This window comes from Streptomyces sp. NPDC093568, from assembly GCF_044764945.1.
GTDB lineage: Bacteria > Actinomycetota > Actinomycetes > Streptomycetales > Streptomycetaceae > Streptomyces.
This window is the reverse complement of record NZ_JBIWJD010000003.1, coordinates 700,839-724,990: the sequence shown is the minus strand read 5'-3', so window position 1 is coordinate 724,990 and position 24,152 is coordinate 700,839. Positions and strand designations below refer to the sequence as shown.

The following is a 24,152-nucleotide window of genomic DNA, read 5'->3' as shown; positions in this document are numbered from 1 at the left end:
ACCGGGACGGACGCATCGGCCTCCTGCTCAGAGGGTCGGTACGGGCAACACCGCCAGCGGCACATGGTGTTGGCCCGAGTGGATGTCACGGTCGAGGAGCGAGGCCTGACTTACGGGGCGCGGGAAGGAGATCTTGACGACGTTCAGCGAGGGGATCCGGAATATCTGGATGCCGGACTCCTCGACGTCGTAGAGCCGGGCGACGGTCCGCTCGTTGAGGAAGGACTCGTCCGCGGCGATGCGGTATCCGTCCGCATCACGCATGAACAACTCCATGGTGACCCAGAACGGGCCGGCGTTCTTGGACCGGATCTCGTGTGCGAGGTCCGCGAGGGTGGTAGGGGTCGTCTCAGTCACGTCGCGTGGCCTCCTCGAATTCGGTCCGGAACATGTCGGTGGGGGTACGGCTGTCGACGACGTGATGGAGCACGAACTCGTATGCGGCACCACGCTCGATCTCGGCAGGCGAAGTGGCGAAGGCGAGGCTCGGCAGGTAGTTCATGTCGGGCGTCGGCAGGTGGAGCATCAGCGGATTGGCGATCTTCGCGACGGCTGTCGCGGTGGCCTGGTCCGGCGCGTTGACCAGAAGCATGACGCCGACCTCGCGGGGCGGGCCCTCAGCCGGGTCGAGGTCCCCCAGCACGGCGTTGTAGCCGTAGAGGCGGACGTCGAAGGCGTACTGGTCGTCGGTCAGGCCGATCGTCTGCACCACTCGCTGCTTGATCATCGTGCGGAGGAGAGCGGCCCAGTCGTCGATGGCCGAGAGGATGTGCGGATCCCGGATCCCGGTGAAGGACATCGTTTCGTAGCCGGTGATCCGGGCGCCTTCGAGCTTGATGGTGTGCTGGTCGGCGACATGGAATCGGGAACCCTCGACGCGCACGGCCGTCTCGTCGACTGCGGTGTACGTGGCGTCACTTACGTCCAGAGTGCCGTCGGGCTCGCGCATCCGGAACGGATTCGCGGTCTCGTAGAGCATGTGCGCGGCGACGAGGTTCGGTGTGCAGGCGGCGGTCGTGGACAGCGGTTCGATGGAGAACCCGTTGGCGTCGATGGTGGCGAGTACGCCGCCGGAGCGCGGGTCGGTGGTGCACTGCCCTCCGCATTCGATGATCTTGGCGGCGTGCCACGACGGCCCGGCCGGCATCCCCTTCATGAGGGGGACGGCGGCGGCGATGGCGGTGTCGGTGGCACGGCCGGCGAGCACGACCTGGGCGCCCGCCGAGATCGCGGCGACGATCGGCTCGTGTCCCATCACGCCCACGATGTGCGTGCAGCTCTCGAGTATCTCCGGCCGCAGCTCCTCCGCGGGAGGCAGTGCGTGGATCTGACCTGCGTCGAGGCGTTCCTTCAGGTCGGCGGAGTCCTGCTCGCTGTAGATCCGCGCGACGCGGAGGCTCAGCCCCTCCTCCGCCTGGACGTCGGCCACGATTCCCGCGACCCAGTCGACGCCGTTGTCGGTGCCGCTGGTGCCGCAGGAACCCACGATCAGCGGGATGTCGGCACGTGCCGCTGCTTTCAGCAGCATGCGCAGGTCCCGGGCGACGGCGGCACGAGTGGTCTTGGGCTGGGAGGCGCCGAGGTAGTAGGGGCCGGAGTCGGTGCTGCCGCCGTCGACGGAGATCACGTCGGCGCCGAGGCGCAGGCCGCGCTCGATCGTGGCCTCGGGGAAGCCGGCTCCGAGCATGCCGGTCGGCGCCATGACCGTGACGAAGTCAACCGGTTCCTTGTCCATGTTCCTCATTCCTTGTCAGTGGGTCTTCAGCAGGTGGGCGTTGACCGCGAAACGTGGCCGCCCGGCCAGTGCGGCCATCACCTCGGCCGCGCCCTCGAGGCCCGTGGCCGTCCGGGCTTCGGCGGTCTGTCCCGCAAGGTGGGAGTAGACGACGATCCCCTCGACACCCCTCAAGGGGCTGTCCGCTGCGAGCGGCTCCTCGCTCACGACGTCGAGTGCCGCCCCGGCGATCCGGCCGGTGCGTACGGCGTCCGCGAGTGCCCGCTCGTCCACGACGGCTCCGCGGGCGGTGTTGATGAGCACCGAGGTCGGCTTCATCAGGCGGAAGGCGGACGCGTCGAGGAGGCCTCGGGTGCGCTCGGTCAACGCCGTGTGCACGGAGACGTAGTCGGACTCCGCCAGCAGTTCGGGCAGCGTGACGAAGCGAACCTGCGGATCGGCGCGCTCCTTCTCCGGCACGCCCGTGGTGCAGAGCACCCGCATCCCGAACGCCCGCGCCAGCGGTACGACAGCCCGGGCAGCCGCGCCGTACCCGAGCAGGCCGAGACTCGAGCCGCGCAGTTCGTGACCGTCCTCCCTGGGCCAGTTGCCGGCGGCGACGCCCATCGCGCTCTGTACGAGTCGGCGCGCTGCGGCGAGCAGCAGGCCGAGGGTGTACTCGGCAACGGCGTTGGCGTTGACGCCCGGCAGGTTGCTCACCGTGATCCCGAGCTCGGCCGCGGCGACGATGTCGACGGAGTCGTAGCCGACTCCGGTCCGGACGACGGCCCTCAGCCGGGGCGCCCGGGAGAGGACGTCGGCGGTGAGAGGCTCGTTCGCGACGAGGGCGGCGTCGATGCCGTCAAGGGCTGCGACGAGTTGCTCGGGGTCGCGGCGCCCGAGCATGGGTGCGTGGACGGTGGTGTGGCCGTGGGCGCGGAGGCGGGCGTCGACCTCGTCGCCGGGGCGCAGATAGTCCGTGGTGATCAGGATGCGGGGCACACGGTCCTCGTTTCTGGCTGTCGTGCTGCGCGGCGGTCCGGTCATTTCGCGAGGGCCAGGGCGGACCGTCGCCGCAAGGTGCCCATCCTGGCGATCACGCCGATGGCCAGCAGGGCGATCGCGGCGATGTCGACCAGCATCAGGGACCACCCGTTGACGTCGACCATTCCCCCGACCAGCGCAGGCCCGAGGAAGCCGCCGCCCGCCCAACTCACGGTGTACATACCGGCGTACGTCCCGAACACTCTGGCCGAGGGGGCGAGGTTCCACAGGACGACGACCGCGTTGACGAGGAAGCTGCTCGCTCCGGCGGCCGCGATGCACAGGGCGACCGTTGCGCCCATCGGTGTCTGGAGGGCAGTGCCGAGCAGCATGGCCCCCGCGAAGACGGACATGCCCACGGCCATGGCGCGCAGCCGTCCGCAGCGCTCGGCGAACAGGGCGGCCGGGTAGGCGGCCAGGATGAAGGCGACACCGCTCGGCAGTGTGAGGCCGCCGGCGTCGCCGCGCGACATGTCCAGTGCCTCCATGCCGTACGGCGTGATCAGTGACCGTGACGCGGCCCAGGCGCTGCCGAAGAGGAGGATGGCGGCGAGGAGCAGGAGCCTGCTGCGGTCCCGGTCCCCGATGATCTCGACGAAGGTGTCGCGGACTCGCGGCGCCCTGCTGTCGGCAGGCTCCGTGCGGCTCTCGGCCAGGACCTGCTGGTAGGCCGGGGACCTGCTGTCGCGCACGGTGACGCCGAGCACCACGATGGACACCGCCATGATGGCCGCGGGTATCGCGAAGGCGATGTTCAGATGGTCGTCGACGAGGAAGATGCTGATCAGCGCGGCGACGATGGCCGTCAGGCTGGTCGCGATCTTGACCACGGCGTTGGCACGGCTGCGTCGTTCGGGCGCGATGAAGTCGGGGACCAGCGCCTCGGCGATGGGTTTGAAGGTGTTGGCGACCAGCGCGTAGACGAACATCACCGCGATCAGCAGCGGCAGGGAGGCCGCGGTGTGCGGGATGACGACGAACAGCGCGGCCGCGATCGGCATGCCGACGACCAGATACGGGATACGGCGGCCCCAGGCGGTGCGGGTGCGGTCCGAGCGGTTGCCGATCCAGGGCTGGACGAAGATGCCCAGCAGGTTGTCCATGCCCATCAGCACACCCACCACGGCCGCGCTGCCGATGTGCTCCCGCAGGAGGGGCGGTACCTGGGATTCGTAGAAGTTCCAGGTCGACTCCTGCGCGAAGACCGCGAGAGCGACCAGGAATGTGATGCTCCGGGTTCTTGAGCGCTGCCCTGCCGACGTCGTCGTCATGAGGGTCGTCCCTTCGCGCCGCCGCCGGGTTGGCGGCTGTCGGATGAAGTGCTTGGAGCGGGGGTTCGGCGGCGGCTCGCCCTACTCGGTGGCGGCCACGTCGCCGATGGCACTGAGCCGGTCCGGGCCGGATCCGCGACCGAGCTGGGCGGCGATGGCCTTGCCCAGCCCCACGGTGGTGCCGGGGCCACCGAGGTCAGGGGTGACCGCGTCGGGCTGTTCGCCGAGAACGGTCTCGATGGCGGCGACCACGTGGGCGGCTGCCTCGTGCTCGCCGAGATGGTCGAGCATCATCGCGCCGCTCCAGATCTGACCGACCGGGTTGGCGATGCCGAGGCCCGCGATGTCCGGCGCCGATCCGTGGACCGGTTCGAACAGGCTGGGGAAGGTGCGGTCGGGGTTGATGTTGGCGCTGGGGGCGATACCGATCGTGCCGGTGCAGGCGGGGCCCAGGTCGGACAGGATGTCGCCGAAGAGGTTGCTCGCGACGACCACGTCGTACTGGTCGGGCTTCAGGACGAACTTGGCCGTCAGGATGTCGATGTGGTCCTTGTCGGCGCTCACATCGGGGTACTGCTTTGCCATCTCTGCGGCGCGCTCGTCCCAGTAGGGCATGGAGATCGAGATGCCGTTGCTCTTCGTCGCCCAGGTGAGGTGCTTGCGGGGGCGGGCGGCGGCGAGTTCGAAGGCGTAGCGCAGCACCCGGTCGACGCCGGTCCGGGTCATGACGGTCTCCTGAATGACCGTCTCGCGCTCGGTGCCCTCGAAGATCCGGCCGCCGATGCTGGAGTACTCCCCCTCGGTGTTCTCGCGGACGACGTAGAAGTCGATGTCGCCGGGCCCGTGGTCGCGCAGTGGACTGCGTACGCCGCGCAGCAGCCGGACCGGTCGGAGGTTGACGTACTGGTCGAAACCCCGCCGGAACTGCAACAGGCTGCCCCACAGCGAGACGTGGTCGGGGACGACCTCGGGCCGACCGACCGCGCCGAAGAAGATCGCGTCGAAACCGCCGAGGACGTCCCGCCAGTCCTCGGGGAGCATCGTGCCGTGGCGCAGCCAGTAGTCGGCGCTGGCGAAGTCGAACTCGGTGACGTCGAGGGAGAACCCGTGCACCTCGGCGGCTGAATGCAGACTTCTCAGGCCCTCGGGGACGACCTCTCGGCCGATCCCGTCGCCCGGAATCGCTGCGATGCGGTAACTCTGCGGCACGAATCTCTCTCCTCAGCACACGACACGCATGAAGCGCATGAAGCGCATGAGACGCATGAGGCGCATGAAGCCCAGGCAGCACATGCGGTACATGCGGTACATGCGGTTGGGACGGCGTCGACCGGTGATGGGGACGCCGGACGGGTGGGGCGTGCGTCCCGCTCACGACCTGGGACCACCCTGGCCAGCCGAGATACCCGCAACAAGGCCGTGGACGGAAAGGTAGGCTTTCCCGGGTGGAAAGCCTCCGCCGTCCCGGGCAGCCGGGCAGCAAGAACCGCTCGCCCCTGGACGACCTGGAGTTCTTCCAGGTCGTCGCGTCGAGCGAGACACTCACGGCGGCGTCTCGGGAGCTCGGCTGTTCTCTGCCGGTCGTCAGCAAGCGCCTCAGCGCCCTGGAGCGCCGGCTCGACGTGCGGCTCGTGCAGCGAGGGGCCCGGCGACTCGTGCTGACCTCGGAGGGCGAGCTGTACGCGGCGCGCGTGGCGACGATCCTCGACCAGGTCCGCGAGCTGGAGGACTCGATCACCGACCGGTCGGGCGGGCTGCGCGGTTCGCTGATCGTCGAGGCCACGCTCGGCCTCGGGCGCGCACACCTGGCCCCGCTGCTGGGCGAGTTCGCGCAGGCCCACCCGGACCTGCACGTCCGGCTCCAGACCTCGGCGCTTCCGCTGCGGCCCCATCGGCGCGAGTTCGACGTGGCCGTCCATGTGGGCACCCCGCCCGACTCGTCGCTGCGCATGCGCCGCCTCGCCGAGAACCGGCGGGTGCCGTGTGCGGCGCCGTCCTATCTCGCCCGGCACGGCACACCCACGAGCGTCGAGGACCTGGCCGGGCACGACTGCATCGTGCTGCGCGAGAACGAGAGCGACTTCGCACTGTGGCGCTTCGGGGACACGGCCGGAACCCGGCACATCCGCGTCCGCGGCAGCCTGTCCAGCAACGACGGTGACGTGGTGACCGGGTGGGCCCTGGAAGGGCGGGGCATCATCATGCGTTCGGAGTGGCACGTCGGGCCGCATCTCGACCGCGGAGAGCTCGTCCATGTACTGCCGGACGTGCCGACGCCGGCCGCGGACATCTATGCCCTCACCGAGGACGACACGCACATCCCACAGCGGGTCAGCAGGCTCATCGACTTCCTCGCCGCGCGGCTCCCCCGCCGGCTCAATCGGCGTCAGGAGACGTACGGGGTCCTGTAGCACGGGGCCTTCCCCCCGGGCCGGGGCGCCCCCGCCGTGGCGGGCCATGCCGGTCTCCCCGAGCCATGCCGGTCTCCCTGTGCCATGCCGGTCTCCCTGTGCCGCCGCGCCGAGGGCCGGTCAGCTTTCGCGGAACGGCTTCCGTCCCGCCCGTTTACATCGATGTACATCCCGCTCTAGCCTGACGCGCGTCTCCCCCACCCGGAAGGAACACCATGGTGATCCTGCGACTTCGGCATGCCCTCGGACGGCATCGACTCCTCGCGCTCGCGCTGGCCGGCGCACTGAGCCTGCTGTGGGCCACCCCGGCCGCCACCTCCCCCATGACCGCGGACGCGACGGCCCCCGCACCCTCCCCCGTGACGGCGTCCGCGCCCGCCCTCACGGCCACCGGAACACCGCTGCGGGACGGAACGGGCCTGTATCCGCGCACCGTTCGGCTCGCCCACAACGGCTCGGCCAACGGCCGCGTCCTCGCGAGCGTCGTCACCTTCGACGCCAACAACGGAATCGGCGCCATCCACGAGAGCACGGACTCCGGAACGACCTTCCGCGAGGTCGGCAGAGTCGCCGACCCCGAGTCAGCGGCGGGCCAGGGCCTTTGCTGCTCCACCCTGTTCGAGCTGCCCCGGCAGGTGGGCGCACTGCCGGCCGGCACCCTGCTGTGGGCCGCCTCCGTCGGCCAGGACGAGCAGAACCGCCGTATGGCGCTGCGGATCTGGCGCAGCAACGATGTGGGCCGCACCTGGTCGTATCTGTCGTCCTGCGCCGTGGCGGGCGGTACGGGCGGGCTGTGGGAACCGGAGTTCTCCATCGCGGCGGACGGCGCCCTGGTCTGCCATTACGCCGACGAGACCGACGCCGCGCACAGCCAGAAGCTCGTCGCCGCGCGGAGTTACGACGGGGTGCGATGGGAGGGCCACCACAGCACCGTGGCCAGCTCCTGGGCGCCCGACCGGCCCGGCATGCCGGTGGTGCGACGGCTACCGAACGGCACGTACTTCATGAGCTACGAGATCTGCAATCCCGGCGGTCAGTACCAGTGCGTCGTGCACTACCGGACCTCCGCCGACGGGTGGAACTGGGGCGACCCCGCCAACCTCGGCATCCGCCCCGAGACGGCGGACGGCAGGTATTTCCGCGCCGCCCCGACGATCGCCTGGGCGCCCACGCCGGGCGGCGGGTCCGACGGGCGGATCCTGCTGATCGGGCAGCGCCTGCTCAACCGGGACGGCACGCCCGCCGCGGGCAGCGGCCGTACGATCCTCACCAACTCGCGGAACGGCAGCGGGGCCTGGTCCGCGATCGCCTCGCCGGTCACCGTGCCGAACCCGGACGTGAACTACTGCCAGAACTACAGCTCACCGCTCCTGCCCTCGGCGGACGGCAGGCGGCTCCTTCAGATCGCCACCGACTTCGAGGGCACGGTGTGCCGGGCGTACTTCGCGACCGCCGGCCTGCCGTAGCAGTGGAAAGGCGTCCCGCGTGAGCTCCTCCCCTCGGCCTCGATCGGATCTTCGTCGAGGCCGAGGGCGGAGCACCGTCAACGCCGAGGAAGGATGCCGAAGCGCCGGGCGCGACCCCCTTGAGAAATAATGCTGTAGCAAATACGGTGCTGCACATGGGACAGCTTCCGCACCTCACGGTCTCCGCGACCCTCGGCGATCAGGCGTACACGGCGATCCGCGAGGCGATCATCTCCGGCAGCCTCGAACGGGGCCAGAAGGTGACCGAGCGAGGCCTTGCCGAGTCACTGGACATCAGCGCGACGCCGGTGCGCGAGGCACTGCGGCGCCTGGAGCAGGACCGGCTGGTCGAGCGGACGGGGCCGCGCTCCGTACGCATCGCCAAGTTCGCGGAGGAGGAGCTGCGGGAGTTCACCATGATCGGGGACTCCCTGCGCGCGCTGGCCGCCCGGCTGGCCGCCGAGAAGTCGACGGCGGCACAACGGCGGGAGATGCGCGCGCTGCTCGACAAGGCCGACAGTCTGCGCGGTCAGGCGGACGGCATCGAGTCGGGCAGCGACGAGGAGCGCGAGCTGATCCAGGAGATCCTGCACTGCATGCGCACGTTCCACATTCTCGTCGACCGGGCGAGCGGCAACTCGACGCTGCTCCAGATGCTGCACATGGTCGACGCCTTCGGTGCGGACGAGCGTCGCAGCACGGTCCTCGCCGAGGTCGGCGGCGACCGGCGCGGCGCGGTGGAGGAGCGGTACCGCCAGCACCGGGCCATCTACGACGCCATCGCCGCCGGTGACGGGGACCGGGCGGCGGAGCTGATGAACGCCCATAGCGCCGCATCCAGCGACTCCCTGATCTCGGGGCGTTTCCCGGCCTGAGAGCCGGGCGGCTGCCGCTGCCGCGTTCGCGGGAGTCGCCCACCTTCAATACGCTATAGCAAATAGCAGAGCCGCTTGCAGGCGCTCGGATCCTCCCACCCGGCGCGCTTGCCATGGCATATGGCAAAGGAGCCGCCATGCCTGAGATCGCACAACCGCACCCACTCCAGAACTCCCCCGCTTCACCGGGGCGGATGAGCGCGAGCACCGTCCTGTGGGTGACCCTCGCGGTCTTCGCCCAGGAGTCGGTCTGGAACTTCTACGACGCCCAAGTCCCCGCCGAACTGCGGCAGTACCTCACCTCGGCGGGCCTGGTAGGGCTCATCATGGGCATGGACAACCTGCTCGGCGTCCTCATCCAGCCGTGGACGGGCTTCGTGTCCGACCGGCGCGCTCGCGACGGCAGGGGCCGCTGGGCGATCGTCCTCACCGGCGCCGCGCTGGCCTCGGTGCCCTTCGCGCTGATCCCGTGGACCGGCGACCTGCCCACGCTGATGCTCTGCATCGTCGCGTTCGCGGCCACGGCCAACGCGTTCAAGGGCGTCACCGAGACGCTGGTCTCCGACTACCTCCCGCCCGCGCACCGGGGCAAGGCCCAGGGCTTCGTGAAGGCGGGGGTCAGTCTCACCATCGTCGTGTCGGCCCTGATCAGCCTGCTCCTCGTCGACCGCAGCATCACCCTGGCGTTCGCGCTTCCGCCGGTGCTCATGCTGGTGCTCCTCACCACTTCGTGGAGGTTCCTCGGGCGCCGGCACTCCACCTCCGTGACCGAGACGAAGGAAGAGGACGAGCCGACCGACTTCTCGTCGCCCTGGGCCATCGTCAAGGACATGGTGCGCGACCCCTCCCACGCGCGAGCCCTGCTCATGCTCGGCATCTTCTGCTTCGCCGGCATGTGGTCCGCACTGCGGGCACTGATGACCCCGTACGGCACGGAGACCCTCGGCCTGTCCCGCGGTGCGGCGGGCGGGCTCGCGCTGCCCGGCGCCGTCGCCTTCCTGGTGTGCGTCGTCCCCCTCGCCTACGCCTCGTCAAGACTGGGCCAGGTACGGGCGATCCGTTTCGGCGTAGGGCTGTTCGTCATCGGGCTGCTCATGGGCTTCGCCTCCCCCACCGTGCCCGGCACGGTCGTCTCACTGGTCGTCACGTCGATCGGGTACGCGACCTTCGCAGTGAACGCCCTGGTCGCGCTGTGGGATCTCGCCCCCAGCAGGCATGTCGTGGGCACCTACACCGGCCTGTACACCGTCGCGTCGTCGACCGGCGCGGCGCTCGGCCCGGCGCTGCTCGGCTTCACCGTCGATGTGACGGGGTGGCGGTTCATGCTCCTCGACGGTGCCTTGTTCGCCGCGATCACCTTCGCCGTCTTCACCCGGCTGGCGCGCCGCGTCACGCCGAGTGCCTGACCTGCCCGGACCACGCCCCATCGCACAGGAAACAGAGACATTCATGGAGTTCCGCATCCTCGCTCCGACCGGAGCCCTCGGCGCCGGCTTCGACGCCGAAGCGTTCCGACGCGGCGTCGCGGCCAGGCCTCACGTCATCGCCTGCGACGCCGGGTCGACCGACTCCGGGCCCGCGGCCCTCGGCTCCGGCACACCCAAGCTCTCCGACCAGGCCGTCACCCGCGATCTGCGCCTGCTGCTCGGGGCACGCGACGAACTCGGCGTACCGCTGATCATCGGGTCCTGCGGGACCAGCGGACGGGACATCGGCGTCGATCGGGTCGCCGGACTCGTGCGCGGTATCGCCGAAGCCGAGAACCTGCACTTCACCATGGGGTTGATCTACTCCGACCAGCCCTCCGAGCGACTGGAGGCGTTCTTCGACGCCGGCCGCATCGCGCCGCTGCCCCATGCGCCCGAGATCGAACGGGAGTTGTTCGCACGCAGTCACACCGTCGCCATGATGGGCGTGGAGCCGATCGAGGAGGCCCTGCGCTCCGGCTGCGACGTGATCCTCACCGGCCGGGCCAGCGACACCGCGCTGTTCGCGGCGGTCCCCCATATGCGCGGAGCCGACCCCGGGCTGACCTGGCACATGGCCAAGACCATCGAGTGCGGCGCCGCCTGCGCCGTCCCACCGTCGGCCAACGGCCTCCTGGTACACCTGCGCGACGACCACTTCGACGTCACCACGCTCGCCGAGGACAGCCACCTCACCCCTCGTTCCGTCGCAGCGCACACCCTGTACGAGAACGCCGACCCGTTCCGCATAGTCGAGCCGTCCGGAATCCTCGACACCACCGAGGCGACGTACGAAGCCGTCGACGAGCGGACCGTCCGGGTGCGCGGGGCACGCTTCATGCCGTCGGACGGCTACACAAACAAGCTCGAAGGCGCCGAACTCGTGGGCCACCAGACCGTCATCGTCGGCGGCGTCCGCGACCAGGTCGTCATCCGGCACCTGCCCGACCTGGTGCCCTTCGCCAAGAAGTACTTCGCGGACAAGACCCTCGACGTGTTCGGCGGCGATGTCGACCCCTCCGACGTGGACATCGACTTCCGCCTCTACGGCGACGGCGCCGTGCTCGCGACGGCGGAACCCGAGCCGCTGCGCCCCCGTGAGATCGGCGTCCTCATCACGGTGACCGCCCCGGACCAGGCCACCGCCCACGCCGTCGCGACCTTCGTCGCGCACGCGAGCAGCCACCTGCCGATCCCGGAGTACGACGGCCTGGTCTCCACGCTGGCCTACCCCTTCTCCCCGCCGGAGACGGACCGCGGGCCGCTGTACCGCTTCACCCTGAACCACGTCGTCACCGGCGTCACCCCGACCGAACTGTTCCGCACCGTCACCGAGGAGGTGTGAGCCATGACCACCCTGCTGGACTTCTGCTCCCTGGTCCGCTCCAAGAACGCCGGCCCCTTCACCCTGACCTTCGACTTCATGTGCCATGACCAGGCCGCCTACGACGCCCTCGTCGCCACCGGCTTCCTCGACAAGGACCTCTTCTCCCGGCTCTACGGCGTCCACCCCGCGGACATCCTGCTCGTCAACCACCCCTTGGCCCTCGCCGTGAAGGTCTCCCTCCCCCGCCCCGCGGTCCAGGGCGACCTGCGCGACGCCGATTGCTACGCCGGCCAACAGTACGCCCCGCTGATGGATCTCCCCATAGAAACGGACCGCGCCTCGTGACCGCCGAACGCCCCCTTTCCCCTTGGGACTTGCCCGCGGACCACCCCGGCGTGGGCTTCCTCACCGGCCCCACCGCGCAGTTCGCGCTGGCCCGCGACCCACGGTTCTCCTACTCCCTGTACGTCCCCGAGGGGCACGGCCCCGAGGGTGCGCCCCGTCCACTGGTGATCGCCGTGCACGGGACCCGGCGTCGCGCCGAGACCCTGCGCAACGCCTTCGCCGAGTTCGCCGAGCGGCAGGACTGTGTCGTCCTCGTGCCGCTGTTCCCCGCCGGGATCACCGGTCCCAATGACGTGGACAGCTACAAGCTGCTCTCCCCGGCCGAGTTCCGGGCCGACGAGACGCTCCTCGCCATGGTCGAGGAGGCCGCCGCCCGATGGCATGTGCGGACCGACCGCTTCCATCTGCACGGGTTCTCCGGCGGTGGCCAGTTCGCGCACCGCTTCGCCTATCTGCACCCCGACCGGCTGGCCTCGCTGTCCGTCGGAGCGCCCGGACGGGTCACGCTGCTGGATCCGACGAGGACCTGGTGGCACGGCACGTCCGATGCCAAGGAACGGTTCGGCATCGAGGTCGACCCCGGCGCGCTGCGCGACGTGCCCGTCCAACTGGTCATCGGCGAGAACGACACCGGCAGTGCCGAACTCGCGCCGCCCGACGCCCGCGGCCCCATCCCGGCGGGCAGCAACCGCGTCGAGCGCATCCAGGCGTTGTATGCCAACTGGCGTGAACACGGCATCGACGCGCGCCTCGACACGGTCCCGGACACAGCGCACGACCACTTCGCCGTTCTACCCGCGGTGCAGCGATTCCTCGCCGCATGCCTGGCCCGGTGACCCCGCCTTGGTAGCACCCGAACTCGATCCGTGGATCGCCGAGGTCCTCAGGACCGCCGAGGTGAAGCCCGACCTGCGGTCGTTGCGCGCGCCTTCGGCCGTCCGCCCGGTCCACGATCCGCTGGTGCGCGATGACATCGCACCGCTGCGAGGCCGGTCCCTTCCGGTCCGCCTCTACCAGGGCCTTCGCGACGACTGCGTCCTCGTCTTCTTCCACGGCGGCGGCTTCGTCAAGGGAGACCTGGATTCGCACGACGCTCAGGCACGGACGCTGCGCGAGGTCACGGGGCGGCCGGTCGTGTCGGTGCGGTACCGGCTTGCTCCCGAGCACCGGTTCCCCCGTGCCCACGAGGACGCGGTGGAGGCCGTCCGCTGGGTGCACGAGAACGCGGGCGCGCTGTTCGACGGCGCGGCGGCCCGGGTCGCGGTCGTGGGCAGCAGCGCCGGAGCGAATCTCGCCCTCGGCGCCGCTCTCGCCCTCGCGTCATCGCCCTCGGCCCCGGTCGCACAGCTGCTCGCCTGCCCCTTCGTCTCGGGCGACCCGGCGTTGCCTTCACGCGCCGAGTTCGCCGAGGGATACGGGCTGACCTCCCGAGCCGTCGAGTGGTTCATCGAGGCCTACGTGTCCGATCCGGCGCAGCGGCAGGACCCGCGCTTCGCCCCGGTGCTGTCCGAGGACCTCGCCGTCCTGCCGCCGACGGTGCTGTTCAGCGCGGCGCTCGACCCTCTGCGTGACGACGCCCGCGTCCTGTTGAAGCGACTGCGGGCGTCGGGCGTACACGTACTGGCCTCTGAGGAGCCGACCCTCCCCCACGGTTACTTCAAGTACGCCGGGCTCTCCGGGGCGGCCAAGGATGCGGTCGTACGAATGAACACGGCGTTCCGCGACCTGCTCGACGACCTGTGCGCCGATGTGGCGTACCCGGAGGGAGAGTTGGAGTGAGAGGCCTCAGGCCGTGCCCTCTTCCTCGATCGTCGCCGGGCGCTCCTGTGCGGCGCGGACACGGTCGACGTCGAGCTTGGAGCTGCGGTCGAAGCGGTAGATGCCGTTGCGCTCCTGGAAGACGTCGGTCAGCTGGGTGTAGCAGTAGCCGAACATGTCGCGGTCGTCGAGCAGTACGCCGGTGAGGCCGGCGAAGCGGGCGTAAAACTCCTCCTCGTCGCGGACGCGTTCGCCGTAGCCCCAGGACTCGGTGCGGTCCTCGCCGGACTGGGCGGCGGCCGCCTCGGGGTCCCACCAGATGCCGCCGAACTCGCTGACGAAGTACGGCTGACCGCGATACGGCACCGAGTAAGGGGCGCCGCTCTCATGGGAGTTGACGAACGGGGCGTCCTTCGCCAGCCCCGACATCAGCTCGCGGAAGGCTTCGGGGTCCTGCCCGTAGTGGTGTGAGTCGTAGATGTCGGTCTCGGCGACGCGGTGGGCGTAGCCGGAGGCGTCGATCACCGGGCGGGTGGCGTCCATCGCCTTCGTGGCCAGGAACATCGCGCGGGTGACGTCGTCGAGCCGGGTGATGCGGTCGTGGAGCTTCTGGTACGTCTCGTTGAGCGGGCACCAGCCGATGATCGAGGGGTGGGAGTAATCCCGTTCGACGGCTTCCAGCCACTGGGCGACGTACGAGGCGTCAGGCTGCTGGTTGTCGCCCGAGGAGCCGCCGACCTCGCAGCCCCAGTCGCCGAACTCGCCCCAGACCAGGTAGCCGAGGCGGTCGGCGTGGTACAGGAAACGCTCCTCGAACACCTTCTGGTGGAGCCGGGCCCCGTTGAAGCCGGCCTCCAGGGCCAGCTCGATATCGCGCACCAGGGCCTCGTCGGTCGGCGCGGTCATGAGCCCGTCCGGGTACCAGCCCTGGTCGAGGACGAGGCGCTGGAAGAGCGGGCGGCCGTTGAGCAGGACGGCCTTGCCGCGCAGGCCCACGGCGCGCAGACCCGCGTAGCTGTCCACGCCGTCGACCACTTGACCGGTCGCGTCGAGGAGCTCCAGCCGCAGGTCGTACAGATGCGGGTCCTCCGGACTCCATTCGCGGCGCCGGTCGTCGGGGACGGGCAGGTGCAGGCGCGGGGCCAGGTCCAGGTCGGCGCGTGCCCCGGCGCGGCTCACCTCGCCGTCGGCGTCGCTGAGGACGGCACGTACCCGGTGGCCGGGGCGGTTGCCGGAGATCGGGAGTTCGAGGTGGAAGGCGGAGCCGGCGAGGTCGGGGGTGATGCGGGGGCGCCGCAGATGCAGTTCGGGGACGGGCTCCAGCCAGACGGTCTGCCAGATGCCGGTCACGCGGGTGTAGTTGCAGTCGTGGTTGGCGTACTGGATCGCCTGCTTGCCGCGGGCCTGCGGGCCGGACTTGGGGTCGCGGGCCCGGACCGTGATCACGACCTCCTCACCGCTGCCCGCGATGTCGCCGAGGTCGGCGGTGAAGGGGGTGAAGCCGCCGCGGTGCCGGGCGACCTCCTTGCCGTCCGCCCACACGGTGGTGTCGTGGTCGACGGCTCCGAAGTGCAGCAGCACGCGGCGGCCGGCCCATTCGGCGGGCAGGGTGAGGGCGCGCCGGTACCAGACTGCCTCCAGGAAGTCGGTGTCGCCGATGCCGGACAGCTCGGACTCGGGCGGGAACGGCACGAGGATCTCGTCGCGCAGCTCGCGGCCGAGCAGGCCGCGTTCGAGCCCGCTGTCCCCTCGGTCGGTCTCGAACTGCCAGGCGCCGTTCAGGTTGAGCCAGTCGCGCCGCACGAACTGCGGTCGCGGATACTCCGGGCGCGGTACGGAGGGGGTGGGCACACATGCTCCAGTCGATCGGGGGCCGGCGGGTCGCCGCCGGCCTGTGAGTACGGCGAGGGGGTGAGGTCAGGAGCCGCCGAGGCCGGTGGTGGCGACCGAGTCGACGATGCGGCGCTGGAAGAAGAGGAACACCACGATCAGTGGGAGCGCCGCCAGCATTGCGGAGGCCATGGACTGGGCGTACTGGATGCCGAAGGCGTCCTTGACGGTGGCCAGGCCCACGGGGAGGGTCATCAGGTCCGGGTCGTTGGTGACGATGAACGGCCACATGAAGTTGTTCCACGCACCGATGAAGACGAAGATCGCGACGGCGGCGACGATCGGCCGGGACAGCGGCAGCACGATCGACAGGAACACCCGGAACTCCGAGGCTCCGTCCATGCGGGCCGCGTCCTCCAGCTCCCGCGGGATGCCGTCGAAGAAACGCTTGAGGATGAAGACCATCATGGGCGCGACGACCTGCGGGAGGATGACCGCCGCGTAGGTGTCCACCAGGTTGAACAGCAGCATCTGCTCGAAGAGCGGTACGACGAGCAGTTGCGGCGGCACCAGGATCGCGGCGACCGTCACGGCGAGCAGGGTCCGGCGACCGCGGAAGGTGCCGCGCGAGAAGCCGTACGCGGCGAGCGTGGAGACGACGACCGTGATCAGGGTGACGAAGCCTGCGATGAGGAAGCTGTTGAAGGCCCAGACGGTGACGTTCCCGCGTTCCAGGATCTGCTGGTACGCCTCGGTCGTGAAGGCGCCCTTGATCGGGGAGAGACCGGGCGACGCGGCGTCCTGCTCGCTCTGCACCGACGTGGCGACGGCCCAGACGAACGGCAGCAGCCAGACGGCGGCGAGGACGGCCAGCGCGGTGCCGGCCAGGACGCGGGGCAGCCGGCCGTGTCCGAGGACCGGGGAGGGTTCGGCGGGCGCCTGGAAGGTACGGCGCCGCGGGCGAAGGGGTGTTGCGGTGGCGGACACGGTCAGTCCTCCTGGCGGAAGAGACGCAGTTGCACGAGCGAGACGACGATGACGAGCGCGAAGAAGAGGTAGGAGACGGCGGAGGCGTAGCCGAGCCGGTAGCCGGTGAAGCCGACGTCGTAGACGTATTCCAGGACCGGGCGGGTCGAGCCGTTGGGGCCGCCCTTGGTGAGGATGTAGATCTGGTCGAACACCTTGAGCGAGGCGAGGACTTGCAGCATCGCGACGAGTGCGGTGGTCCGGCGCAGTTGCGGCAGGGTGATGGACCACAGGCGCCGCCACGCTCCGGCGCCGTCCAGCGCGGCGGCCTCGTAATAGGTCGAGGGCAGGGACTGGAGCGCGGCGAGGTAGAGCAGGAAGTTGAAGCCGACCGTCCACCAGACGGTGAGGGCTGCGATCGACCACATCGCGACGGATTCGTCGGAGAGCCAGCCGACGGGTGCCATGCCGATGGTGTCGAGGAACTGGTTCGCCAGGCCGAGTTCCGGCTGGTAGAGCCAGGTCCAGATCAGCGTCACCACGGTGACGGGCAGCAGGTAGGGGGCGAAGAAGGCCAGACGCCACGCCCACTGTCCGGCGAGGCCGCTGTGCACCAGCAGGGCCATCGCCAGTGCGATCAGCACCAGCGGAACGCTGGAGATGGCGGTGAAGACGACCGTGTTGCCGAGGCTGCTCCAGACGTCCGGATCGCCGAACGCCTCGGCGTAGTTGTCGAAGCCGACGAAGGCCGTGTCGCGCAGGGCGAGTGAGCTGTCGGTGAAGCTCATCCAGAGCCCGTGCACGATGGGCCAGACGAGGAACAGGGCGAAGACGAGCAGGAACGGCACGACGAAGACGAGGCCGGGACCCTGTGCGGTCCGGCCGGCCTTCAGGCCGATACGGCGGAGGCCGCCGGGGCGGTCGGAGGCCGGGCCGGTCACGGTGTCGGTGCCGGGGGGTGCGGTGGTGGTCACGTGGGTCACTCCTTCTGCTCGTCAGGCCACCGGGTTGGGCTGCCGCAGCAGCGTGTCCGCCTCGCGGACCATCTGGCGCACCGCCTTCTCGGCGGAGGTGTTGCCCAGCAGTGCCGCCTGGAGGGGCTGGCACATCCGGTTCTGGAAGTTCGAGGCGGCCCCGGCGAACCAGTTCGGCGGGTCGAGCACCGCGACCTCTCCGGAGTCCGCGTAGGACGACTGCGGGTCGAGGGCGGCGTACTCCGGCTCGGCCAGTACGGGCTGGTAGGCGGGGATGTGACCGGCGCCGGCCCAGGTGAGGCTCTGCTTGACCATCTCCGCGACGTACCGGTGGGCCTGGCGGCGCCGGGCGGGGTCGGGGTTCTCCTGATGCGGGAGGACGAAGCTGTGGCTGTCGGTGTAGACGCCCGGCTTGTCGAAGACCTGCGGGAACCGGGCGGCGCCGAGCGGGATGCCGGACTTCTTCAGCGTGGGCAGCTCCCACTCGCCGAGCATGATCATGCCGCCGCGGCCGCCGATGAACCCGGCCATCGCGCCGTTGTAGTCGAGGTTGTTGGGGTTGGTACGGCCGTCGAACAGCTGCTGCATGAAGGTGACCACGCGGACGGCGGCGTCGACGTCGATCCGCGGAGGGCCGCCGTCCGGCAGGGTGAAGGCGGCGCCGGTCTGGGCGTAGAAGGCGGCGAACTGCCGCCAGGTCTGGGCGGTGTCGGTGACGTGGCCGAACAGGATGCCCTTCTGCCCGGTCGCCTTCGCGAGCCCCTTGCCTGCGTCGAGCAGGGCCTCCGGGGAGCCCATCGGCGCCAGTTCACCGGAGGAGTCGAGCAGACCGGCCCGGTCGGCGGCGTCCTTGTCGTAGAACACGATGAAGGGATGGACGTCGAGCGGGATGGCGTAGACGGTCCCGTCGTGCTGCGTGCGGGACCATACCGCCGGTGCGAAGTCCTTCTGGCTGACGCCGAATTCGGCGAGCAGGTCCAGGTCGAAGGGGTCGAGGAGGCCGCCGGGCGCATATCCGGCCAGCCGGGACAGGTGCAGGATCGCCACGTCGGAGGCCCGGCCGCCCGCGGCCGACATGGCCAGCTTGGTGTAGTACGACGGGCCCCAGTCCAGGATCGTCCGCTCCACCTCGAAGCCCTGCGGGCCTTCGGAGACGGCCTTGATCATGTCGTCCATCAGCATGCCGTCGCCGCCCTGGAAGAGATCCCAGACGCTCAGGGCGGAGGCGTCGGCTGCGGCCGGTGAGGCGCAGCCGGACAACGGGCCCGCCGCGAGCAGCGCGCCGGCGGCCGCGGTGCCGTGGCGCAGCAGCCTGCGGCGGGTGAGTCCGGGTTCCGCACCGGGTGCGGGGGCTGGCGGTGAAGCGGAGAAGCGGGAGAACATCGCGGACCTTCCGACGGCCGGACACGCATGCCGGACCGGCGGTGGAGCACGCCCGGGGGGTGACCCACCGCCTGGGTCAGGCGGGGGCGCACCGGCCGAACCGGTGCGGTGGCTCGTTTTTACATCGATGTACATTGGCTGTAAAGAGCCAGGCGGCCCGGCCGGAAACGAAGGCCCCCACAACCCGCGGATCTCGCTGCCGATCCGCAACGGGACATAAACTCAGCAGCGCCGAGGGGTAGGGAGGTTCCGGTGGCACGACCCAGGATCAAGGACGTCGCGCGGCTCGCCGGTGTGTCGGAGAAGACGGTGTCCAACGTCATCAACGACTACACCCACGTGTCCGACCGGACCAGGCGCGTGGTCCGCGAGGCCATCGAGGAACTCGGCTACAAGGTGAACCTGGCCGGCCGCCATCTGCGCCAGGGCCGGACCGGCATCATCGCCCTCGTCGTTCCCGAACTGGACGTCCCGTACTTCGCCGAGCTCGCCCGGCACGTCATCCGCGAGGCAGAGCGGCGCTCCCTGACGGTGCTGATCCACCAGACCGGGGCGGATCGTGATCACGAGCTGGCGGCGCTGACCGGGTTCGGCTCCAGCTTCGTCGACGGTGTCATCCTCAGCCCGCTCGCCCTCACCCCCGACGACCTCCGTGACCGTGCGGGCGCTCCGCCCACCGTGCTGATCGGCGAACTGCTGGAGGAAGGCGCCGACCACGTCGCCATCGACAACGAGAAGGCCGCGCGGGAGGCGACCGAGCACCTGATCGGTCTCGGGCGCCGCTCCATCATGGTCATCGGCGGTCGCAGCGACCCGCGCCCCGGTACGGCCGAGGCCCGCACCCGCGGCTACCGCGCCGCGCTGGCGGAGGCGGGCATCGCCTACGATCCTGCCGCTCTCCTGCCCGTCGCGTCCTTCCGGATGCCCGACGGCGCCGACGCGGTGGTCCGGGCGCTGAGCGCGGGCTCCCGTCCTGACGCACTGCTGTGCCTCAACGACCAGTTGGCGCTGGGCGCGTTGCGCGCGCTGCACGAGCGCGGCGTCCGGGTTCCCGAGGAGGTCGCCGTCATCGGCTTCGACGACGTGGAGGCAGGGCGGTTCAGCGTGCCCACCCTGAGCACCGTGGCCCCGGACAAGGCCGCGGTGGCCCAGGTCGCCGTCGAACTCCTGCAGCACCGGATGGACGAGGCGTCGGGATCCACGCCGACGGACGCCTCTCCGGCCGACGTGCGGTCACCTCAGGACCTCGTGGTGGCGCATCGTCTGGTGTTGCGTGAAAGCACGGAGGGCGTCGGCCGGCGCGGGTGAAACCCCTGGAGCGGGTTCAGGCGCGCCGTGCGGCCCACACCGTGCGCTCGGTGCGCATCACCAGGTCACCGCGGCGCAGGATCCCGTGGGGGCTGTCGGCGTCGAGCAGTTCGTCGAGCGCGGTCAGGTCCTCGGGGCTCAGGGCGGAGGCGACGTTGCCGCGCATGCGGCGCAGACCGGCGAACGCGTAGCGGCGTACCGCCGCGGTGGCGGGTGGGCCGATCCTGACGGCGAGGGTGCGCCGGCCTTCGAGGGTGAAGCCGGCTTGCTCCAGCTTGGTGCCCCAGTCCGCGCCCCGGTGCGGAAGGCGCGCGGCGTGGTGGTGGTCGAGGGCGCCGTGGCATCGCTCTTCGAGGGCGTCCGCGCCGTCAGGGGCGCCCTCGGGCAGGAACCTGGGGAAGCCGGCCAGTTCGACGACGGCGAAGAGCCCGCCGGGCGCCAGCAGATCGTGGATCTGGCGCAGGGTGCGGTCGGGGTCGGCCAGGTGATGCAGGGAGGCCGAAGCCCAGACGAGTTCCGACGTGCCGAGTTCGGGCCATGTCGTCGCGTCGAGGTCGGCTTCGACGAGGCGCACCCGGTCCGCGGCTCCGGCCGCCGCCGCCTGCTCCCCCAGCCGGCGCAGGTGAGCCGCTGAGGCGTCGACGGCCGTCAGCGCGGCCCCGGGGAAGCGTTTGAGCAGAGCGAGCGTGCCGGCTCCGGTTCCGCAGCCGAGGTCCACGACCTGCCGGGGGTCGGCCTCCAGAGGCAGCCATGCCGTGATGGACGCGGTGTGTTCGGCGAGCACTTCCGCGTCCAGGTCGAGGATCTCCACCTGGTCGCCGGTGTGCTGCTCGTGCTCGTGGTGCGCGGTGTGCGAAGAGGGGTGACTCATGCGCCCAAGCTAGGCGGGCCGACCGCCCGCGACGTGCTGTGTTTCCGGATGCGCAAGAAGATGGCCCGCCGCCGTGCGGGACGCGCAACCGGTCACGGTGACGGGCGGTTCGCGGTTCCCGCGTCGTCACCGCGCTGGTGACCGCGTCGGGCGTCCCGGTCGAAGATGCCGAGGATCTCGCACGGTCCCCCTTCGGCTCCGATGGCGTGGGGCAGCATCGTGGGGAACTCCGCCGCCTGGTTCGTCTCGATCCGCAGGCGCCGGTTGCCCAGGAACAGGATGGCGGTGCCGGAGAGGACCACGAACCATTCGCGGCCCGCGTGAGCGCGCATGCGGGAAGGCTTGTCGGGCGGCGGGTCGGTCATGCGCTGACGTACGACGGTCATGCCGGGCTCCGCCTTGATGGGCCAGCGCATCAGCCCGTGGGCGGCGTCGATCTGGGGGTTGGCGATGACGTCGTCGGTGGCGGTCTCGACGAGTTGGTCCAGTGAGGTGTCCAGCGCACGGGCGAGCGTGACGAGCTGGTCCAGGGCGAGGCGGCGCTGTCCGTTCTCGATGCGGCTGAGCGTGGCCTGACTGAGCTTGGCACGAGCGGCCAGCTCTTCCAGGGACCAGCCCTGAGCCACACGCAGGGCGCGGATGCGTTTGCGTACCAGGCTGTCCAGCTCACCATTGTCTTGCGTCATAGGCAAGAGTGTATGCCTCGCGAGCAAGGTGCGCTTAGCGTCGTACGGGTCGGCCCCACGACGACCGGGACCTTCGCGGGCCCCCGGACTTGAAGCCGGGGCCCGCCCCCTCGTCTCCCCCTGCGCCCACGGCGCCGACTTCCGCATGCCTTCTCGAGAGGAATCCATGAGTACGAACCAGCCCGGCCCGCCGAGTACCGAGCCCAGCGTCCTCCATGGTGAGGCCGTGCCCGACGCGCGCCGGCGTCGCACGATCCTCATCACCGTCTGCGTCGCGCTGATGGCCGTGATCGCCTCCGTCTCCGGACTGAACGTCGCCCAGCCCGACCTCGCCGTCACCTTCGGAGCGTCGCAGCGCACGATCCTGTGGATGATCAACATCTACACGCTCAGCCTGGCCGCACTCCTGTTGCCGCTCGGCGCGATCGGCGACCGCTTCGGCCGCCGGACCGTGCTGCTCGCCGGCCTGGCCGTCTTCGGCATCGCCAGTGCCGCGGCCGGTCTCGCCCCGTCGACCGAGGTCATGCTCGCCGCGCGGCTGTTCAGCGGCGTCGGCGCGGCGATGATCATGCCGATCACGCTCGCCGTCATCACCTCGACCTTCCCCAAGGAGGAGCGGGGACAGGCGATCGGCGTGTGGACGGGTGTCGCCGGAGGGGGCGGGGTTCTCGGCATGTTCCTCTCCGCCGCCCTGGTCGACGTGGCGGACTGGCGGTGGCTGTTCGTCCTGCCCGTCGCGCTCGTCGCGGTCGCTCTCGTCCTGACTCTGCGATCGGTTCCCGACTCCCGCGAGAGGGCCGGGCATCCCTTCGACACCGTCGGCGCGCTGACCTCCGTCGTCGCGGTGGCCGGACTGATCTTCGTCCTCCAGGAAGGCCCGGAGCGCGGGTGGACCGCGCCCATGACGCTGCTCGGCCTGGTCGTCGGTGTCGTCGCCGCCGGTGCCTTCGTCGTCCGGGAACTGCGTCTGGGCGATGCCGCGCTGTTGGACGTGCGGCTGTTCGGCGAGCGGTCCCTGGCCGCCGGCTCCGTCACGCTGCTGGCGGTGTTCGGGGTCCAGGCGGGCATCTTCGTGGTCCTCTTCCCCTTCCTCCAGGCCGTCCTCGGCTGGTCGGGACTGCTGTCCACGCTGGCGTTGATGCCGATGGCCGTGCTGATGATGGCGGCATCCGGCCTCGCTGCGCAGCTGGCCGCGCGCATCGGGGCCCGGGCGACCATGGCCACCGGGATCGCCCTGGCCGGTTCCGGGCTGGCGCTGATGGCCGCCGTCGTCTCTGTCGACGGCGGCTATCTCTCCGTCCTGCCCGGCATGCTCGCCATGGGCATCGGCATGGGCCTGTCGATGACGCCCTCCACCGAGGCCATCACCGGCTCCCTGCCCCGGGCGCGCCAGGGAGTCGCGTCCGCGCTCAACGACGTGACCCGCGAGTTCGGCACCGCCCTCGGCGTGGCCCTGCTCGGAGCCCTGCTGGCCTCCGGCTACCGCGACGCCATCGACTCCCGGCTCACCGGCGTTCCGCAGGCACCGGCCGACACCGCACGCGAAGGCGTCGCCAACGCCCTCGACGCCGCACACCGGGCCGGCCCTCGGGCGCAGGAAATGATCCACGCCGCCCGGGAGTCCTTCGTGGACGGCTGGCAGCACGCCATGTGGGCCGGCGTCGCCGTCATGGCGGCCCTGTTCCTCCTCGTCGTGGTCCGAGGGCCGCGCCGTCCCACCCGGACACCGGCGGAGGCAACGGAGTCGGCCGAGGCGACCGCTGTGTGACCCCCCACGGGCGCAGGTGGGCGCATTCGCGCCCACCTTGGCATCGTCGGACGCTGGCACCTCCCTTCGGCCGGTTTGGGACCATGGCCAGGTGGACGGGGATGCGGATATGGGCGCGGGCGAGCCGAGCGCGCTGGAGGTGGCGCCGACGCCCCGGACGGCGGTGGCGTGGCTGCCGCCGCCGGAGCTCTGGCCGGCGATCCAGGACATCCGGTGGGAGCACGATCCACAGGTACGGCGCTGGCCACCGCATGTGAACCTGCTCTTCGGCTTCGTACCGGAGGCCGAGTTCGCGCGGGCGGTGCCGCTGCTCGCCGCCGCGGCGAGGGAAAGCACGGCGTTCACCGCCCGCCTCACCGGTGTGCGGTACTTCCGACACCGGCACTACGCGACGATCTGGCTCGATCCGGCCGCGGCGGACCCGGCGCCCTGGGCCCGCCTCCACCGGGAACTCCAGGAGCGCTTCCCCCTCTGCGTCGGACGCGGTGACCGCTTCACCCCGCACCTCTCCCTCGGCCGCACCCACGACCCGAAAGGCCTGGCCGCCGAGTGCGCCGCTCGGCTCGGCAGCCTCTCTGCCGCGGTCGAGGACATGGTCCTGCTCTCCCGTCGGGGCGAGGAGCCCATGAAGCCGAGGGCCATGATCACCCTGGGGACCGGCGAGGTCCGCCACCCGGGCACCCACTGAG

General features: G+C 70.6%; 22 protein-coding genes. 11 read left to right on the top strand and 11 right to left on the bottom strand.

The window, feature by feature from the left end:
• Positions 1–27: 27 nt before the first annotated feature.
• The 5 genes from ACIRD7_RS17310 to ACIRD7_RS17290 all read right to left on the bottom strand — a co-directional run bounded on the left by ACIRD7_RS17310 (position 28) and on the right by ACIRD7_RS17290 (position 5,238).
• Positions 28–357 (bottom strand): DUF4387 domain-containing protein, encoded by a 330-nt coding sequence (locus tag ACIRD7_RS17310; protein WP_403453772.1) that lies wholly within the window; start codon positions 355–357, stop codon positions 28–30.
• Positions 350–1,735, bottom strand: a complete 1,386-nt coding sequence (locus ACIRD7_RS17305) for an acyclic terpene utilization AtuA family protein (protein WP_403453770.1) — start codon at positions 1,733–1,735, stop codon at positions 350–352. Before ACIRD7_RS17305 ends, ACIRD7_RS17310 begins: the two co-directional genes overlap by 8 nt.
• 15 nt (positions 1,736–1,750) lie before the next feature.
• A complete protein-coding gene (locus tag ACIRD7_RS17300; protein WP_403453769.1) occupies positions 1,751–2,716 on the bottom strand; it encodes a phosphoglycerate dehydrogenase in 966 nt (321 codons plus the stop codon).
• Between the two features lie 41 nt (positions 2,717–2,757).
• A complete protein-coding gene (locus ACIRD7_RS17295; RefSeq protein ID WP_403453767.1) occupies positions 2,758–4,029 on the bottom strand; it encodes an MFS transporter in 1,272 nt (423 codons plus the stop codon).
• 81 nt (positions 4,030–4,110) lie between these two features.
• Positions 4,111–5,238, bottom strand: a complete 1,128-nt coding sequence (locus tag ACIRD7_RS17290; RefSeq protein WP_403453765.1) for a tartrate dehydrogenase — start codon at positions 5,236–5,238, stop codon at positions 4,111–4,113.
• Positions 5,239–5,474: 236 nt separating this feature from the next.
• On the opposite strand from ACIRD7_RS17290, the gene ACIRD7_RS17285 reads away from it, so the two are divergent.
• The 8 genes from ACIRD7_RS17285 (at position 5,475) to ACIRD7_RS17250 (ending at position 13,698) form a co-directional block, all read left to right on the top strand.
• Positions 5,475–6,440, top strand: a complete 966-nt coding sequence (locus ACIRD7_RS17285; protein ID WP_403453764.1) for a LysR substrate-binding domain-containing protein — start codon at positions 5,475–5,477, stop codon at positions 6,438–6,440.
• Positions 6,441–6,655: 215 nt separating this feature from the next.
• Positions 6,656–7,906: an exo-alpha-sialidase gene (locus ACIRD7_RS17280; protein ID WP_403453762.1), complete on the top strand. Its 1,251-nt coding sequence runs from the start codon at positions 6,656–6,658 to the stop codon at positions 7,904–7,906.
• Positions 7,907–8,061: 155 nt separating this feature from the next.
• On the top strand, positions 8,062–8,781 hold the full coding sequence (locus tag ACIRD7_RS17275; RefSeq protein WP_403453760.1) for a GntR family transcriptional regulator: 720 nt from the start codon (positions 8,062–8,064) through the stop codon (positions 8,779–8,781).
• 137 nt (positions 8,782–8,918) lie between these two features.
• A complete protein-coding gene (locus ACIRD7_RS17270) occupies positions 8,919–10,187 on the top strand; it encodes an MFS transporter (protein WP_403453758.1) in 1,269 nt (422 codons plus the stop codon).
• Between the two features lie 43 nt (positions 10,188–10,230).
• Positions 10,231–11,592: an acyclic terpene utilization AtuA family protein gene (locus ACIRD7_RS17265; RefSeq protein ID WP_403453756.1), complete on the top strand. Its 1,362-nt coding sequence runs from the start codon at positions 10,231–10,233 to the stop codon at positions 11,590–11,592.
• Positions 11,593–11,595: 3 nt separating this feature from the next.
• Positions 11,596–11,919 carry a DUF4387 domain-containing protein gene (locus tag ACIRD7_RS17260; RefSeq protein WP_403453753.1) on the top strand — a complete coding sequence of 108 codons (324 nt, stop codon included), beginning with the start codon at positions 11,596–11,598 and terminating at the stop codon, positions 11,917–11,919.
• 29 nt (positions 11,920–11,948) lie between these two features.
• On the top strand, positions 11,949–12,755 hold the full coding sequence (locus ACIRD7_RS17255; protein WP_403453750.1) for a poly(aspartic acid) hydrolase: 807 nt from the start codon (positions 11,949–11,951) through the stop codon (positions 12,753–12,755).
• Between the two features lie 7 nt (positions 12,756–12,762).
• Complete coding sequence (locus ACIRD7_RS17250; RefSeq protein ID WP_403453747.1) at positions 12,763–13,698, top strand: alpha/beta hydrolase; 936 nt, start codon at positions 12,763–12,765, stop codon at positions 13,696–13,698.
• Between the two features lie 6 nt (positions 13,699–13,704).
• Here ACIRD7_RS17250 and ACIRD7_RS17245 read toward each other — a convergent pair whose 3' ends face one another.
• The 4 genes from ACIRD7_RS17245 to ACIRD7_RS17230 form a co-directional block, all read right to left on the bottom strand.
• Positions 13,705–15,528: a glycoside hydrolase family 2 protein gene (locus tag ACIRD7_RS17245; RefSeq protein ID WP_403453745.1), complete on the bottom strand. Its 1,824-nt coding sequence runs from the start codon at positions 15,526–15,528 to the stop codon at positions 13,705–13,707.
• 66 nt (positions 15,529–15,594) lie between these two features.
• On the bottom strand, positions 15,595–16,494 hold the full coding sequence (locus tag ACIRD7_RS17240) for a carbohydrate ABC transporter permease (protein ID WP_403453744.1): 900 nt from the start codon (positions 16,492–16,494) through the stop codon (positions 15,595–15,597).
• Positions 16,495–16,496: 2 nt separating this feature from the next.
• Entirely contained in the window at positions 16,497–17,447 is a 951-nt protein-coding gene (locus ACIRD7_RS17235) for a carbohydrate ABC transporter permease (protein WP_177036963.1), read from the bottom strand.
• A 21-nt stretch (positions 17,448–17,468) separates the two neighbouring features.
• Positions 17,469–18,830: an extracellular solute-binding protein gene (locus tag ACIRD7_RS17230; protein WP_403453742.1), complete on the bottom strand. Its 1,362-nt coding sequence runs from the start codon at positions 18,828–18,830 to the stop codon at positions 17,469–17,471.
• A gap of 252 nt (positions 18,831–19,082) precedes the next feature.
• Here ACIRD7_RS17230 and ACIRD7_RS17225 point away from each other — a divergent pair, with 252 nt between their 5' ends.
• On the top strand, positions 19,083–20,138 hold the full coding sequence (locus ACIRD7_RS17225; RefSeq protein ID WP_403453740.1) for a LacI family DNA-binding transcriptional regulator: 1,056 nt from the start codon (positions 19,083–19,085) through the stop codon (positions 20,136–20,138).
• Positions 20,139–20,154: 16 nt separating this feature from the next.
• Here ACIRD7_RS17225 and ACIRD7_RS17220 read toward each other — a convergent pair whose 3' ends face one another.
• Both ACIRD7_RS17220 and ACIRD7_RS17215 read right to left on the bottom strand, forming a co-directional pair.
• Positions 20,155–21,009 (bottom strand): class I SAM-dependent methyltransferase, encoded by an 855-nt coding sequence (locus tag ACIRD7_RS17220; RefSeq protein WP_403453738.1) that lies wholly within the window; start codon positions 21,007–21,009, stop codon positions 20,155–20,157.
• A 92-nt stretch (positions 21,010–21,101) separates the two neighbouring features.
• Positions 21,102–21,695 carry a helix-turn-helix domain-containing protein gene (locus tag ACIRD7_RS17215; protein ID WP_403453736.1) on the bottom strand — a complete coding sequence of 198 codons (594 nt, stop codon included), beginning with the start codon at positions 21,693–21,695 and terminating at the stop codon, positions 21,102–21,104.
• 166 nt (positions 21,696–21,861) lie between these two features.
• On the opposite strand from ACIRD7_RS17215, the gene ACIRD7_RS17210 reads away from it, so the two are divergent.
• Complete coding sequence (locus ACIRD7_RS17210) at positions 21,862–23,463, top strand: MFS transporter (protein WP_403453735.1); 1,602 nt, start codon at positions 21,862–21,864, stop codon at positions 23,461–23,463.
• A 91-nt stretch (positions 23,464–23,554) separates the two neighbouring features.
• Positions 23,555–24,151 (top strand): 2'-5' RNA ligase family protein, encoded by a 597-nt coding sequence (locus tag ACIRD7_RS17205; protein ID WP_403453734.1) that lies wholly within the window; start codon positions 23,555–23,557, stop codon positions 24,149–24,151.
• Position 24,152: the final 1 nt, after the last annotated feature.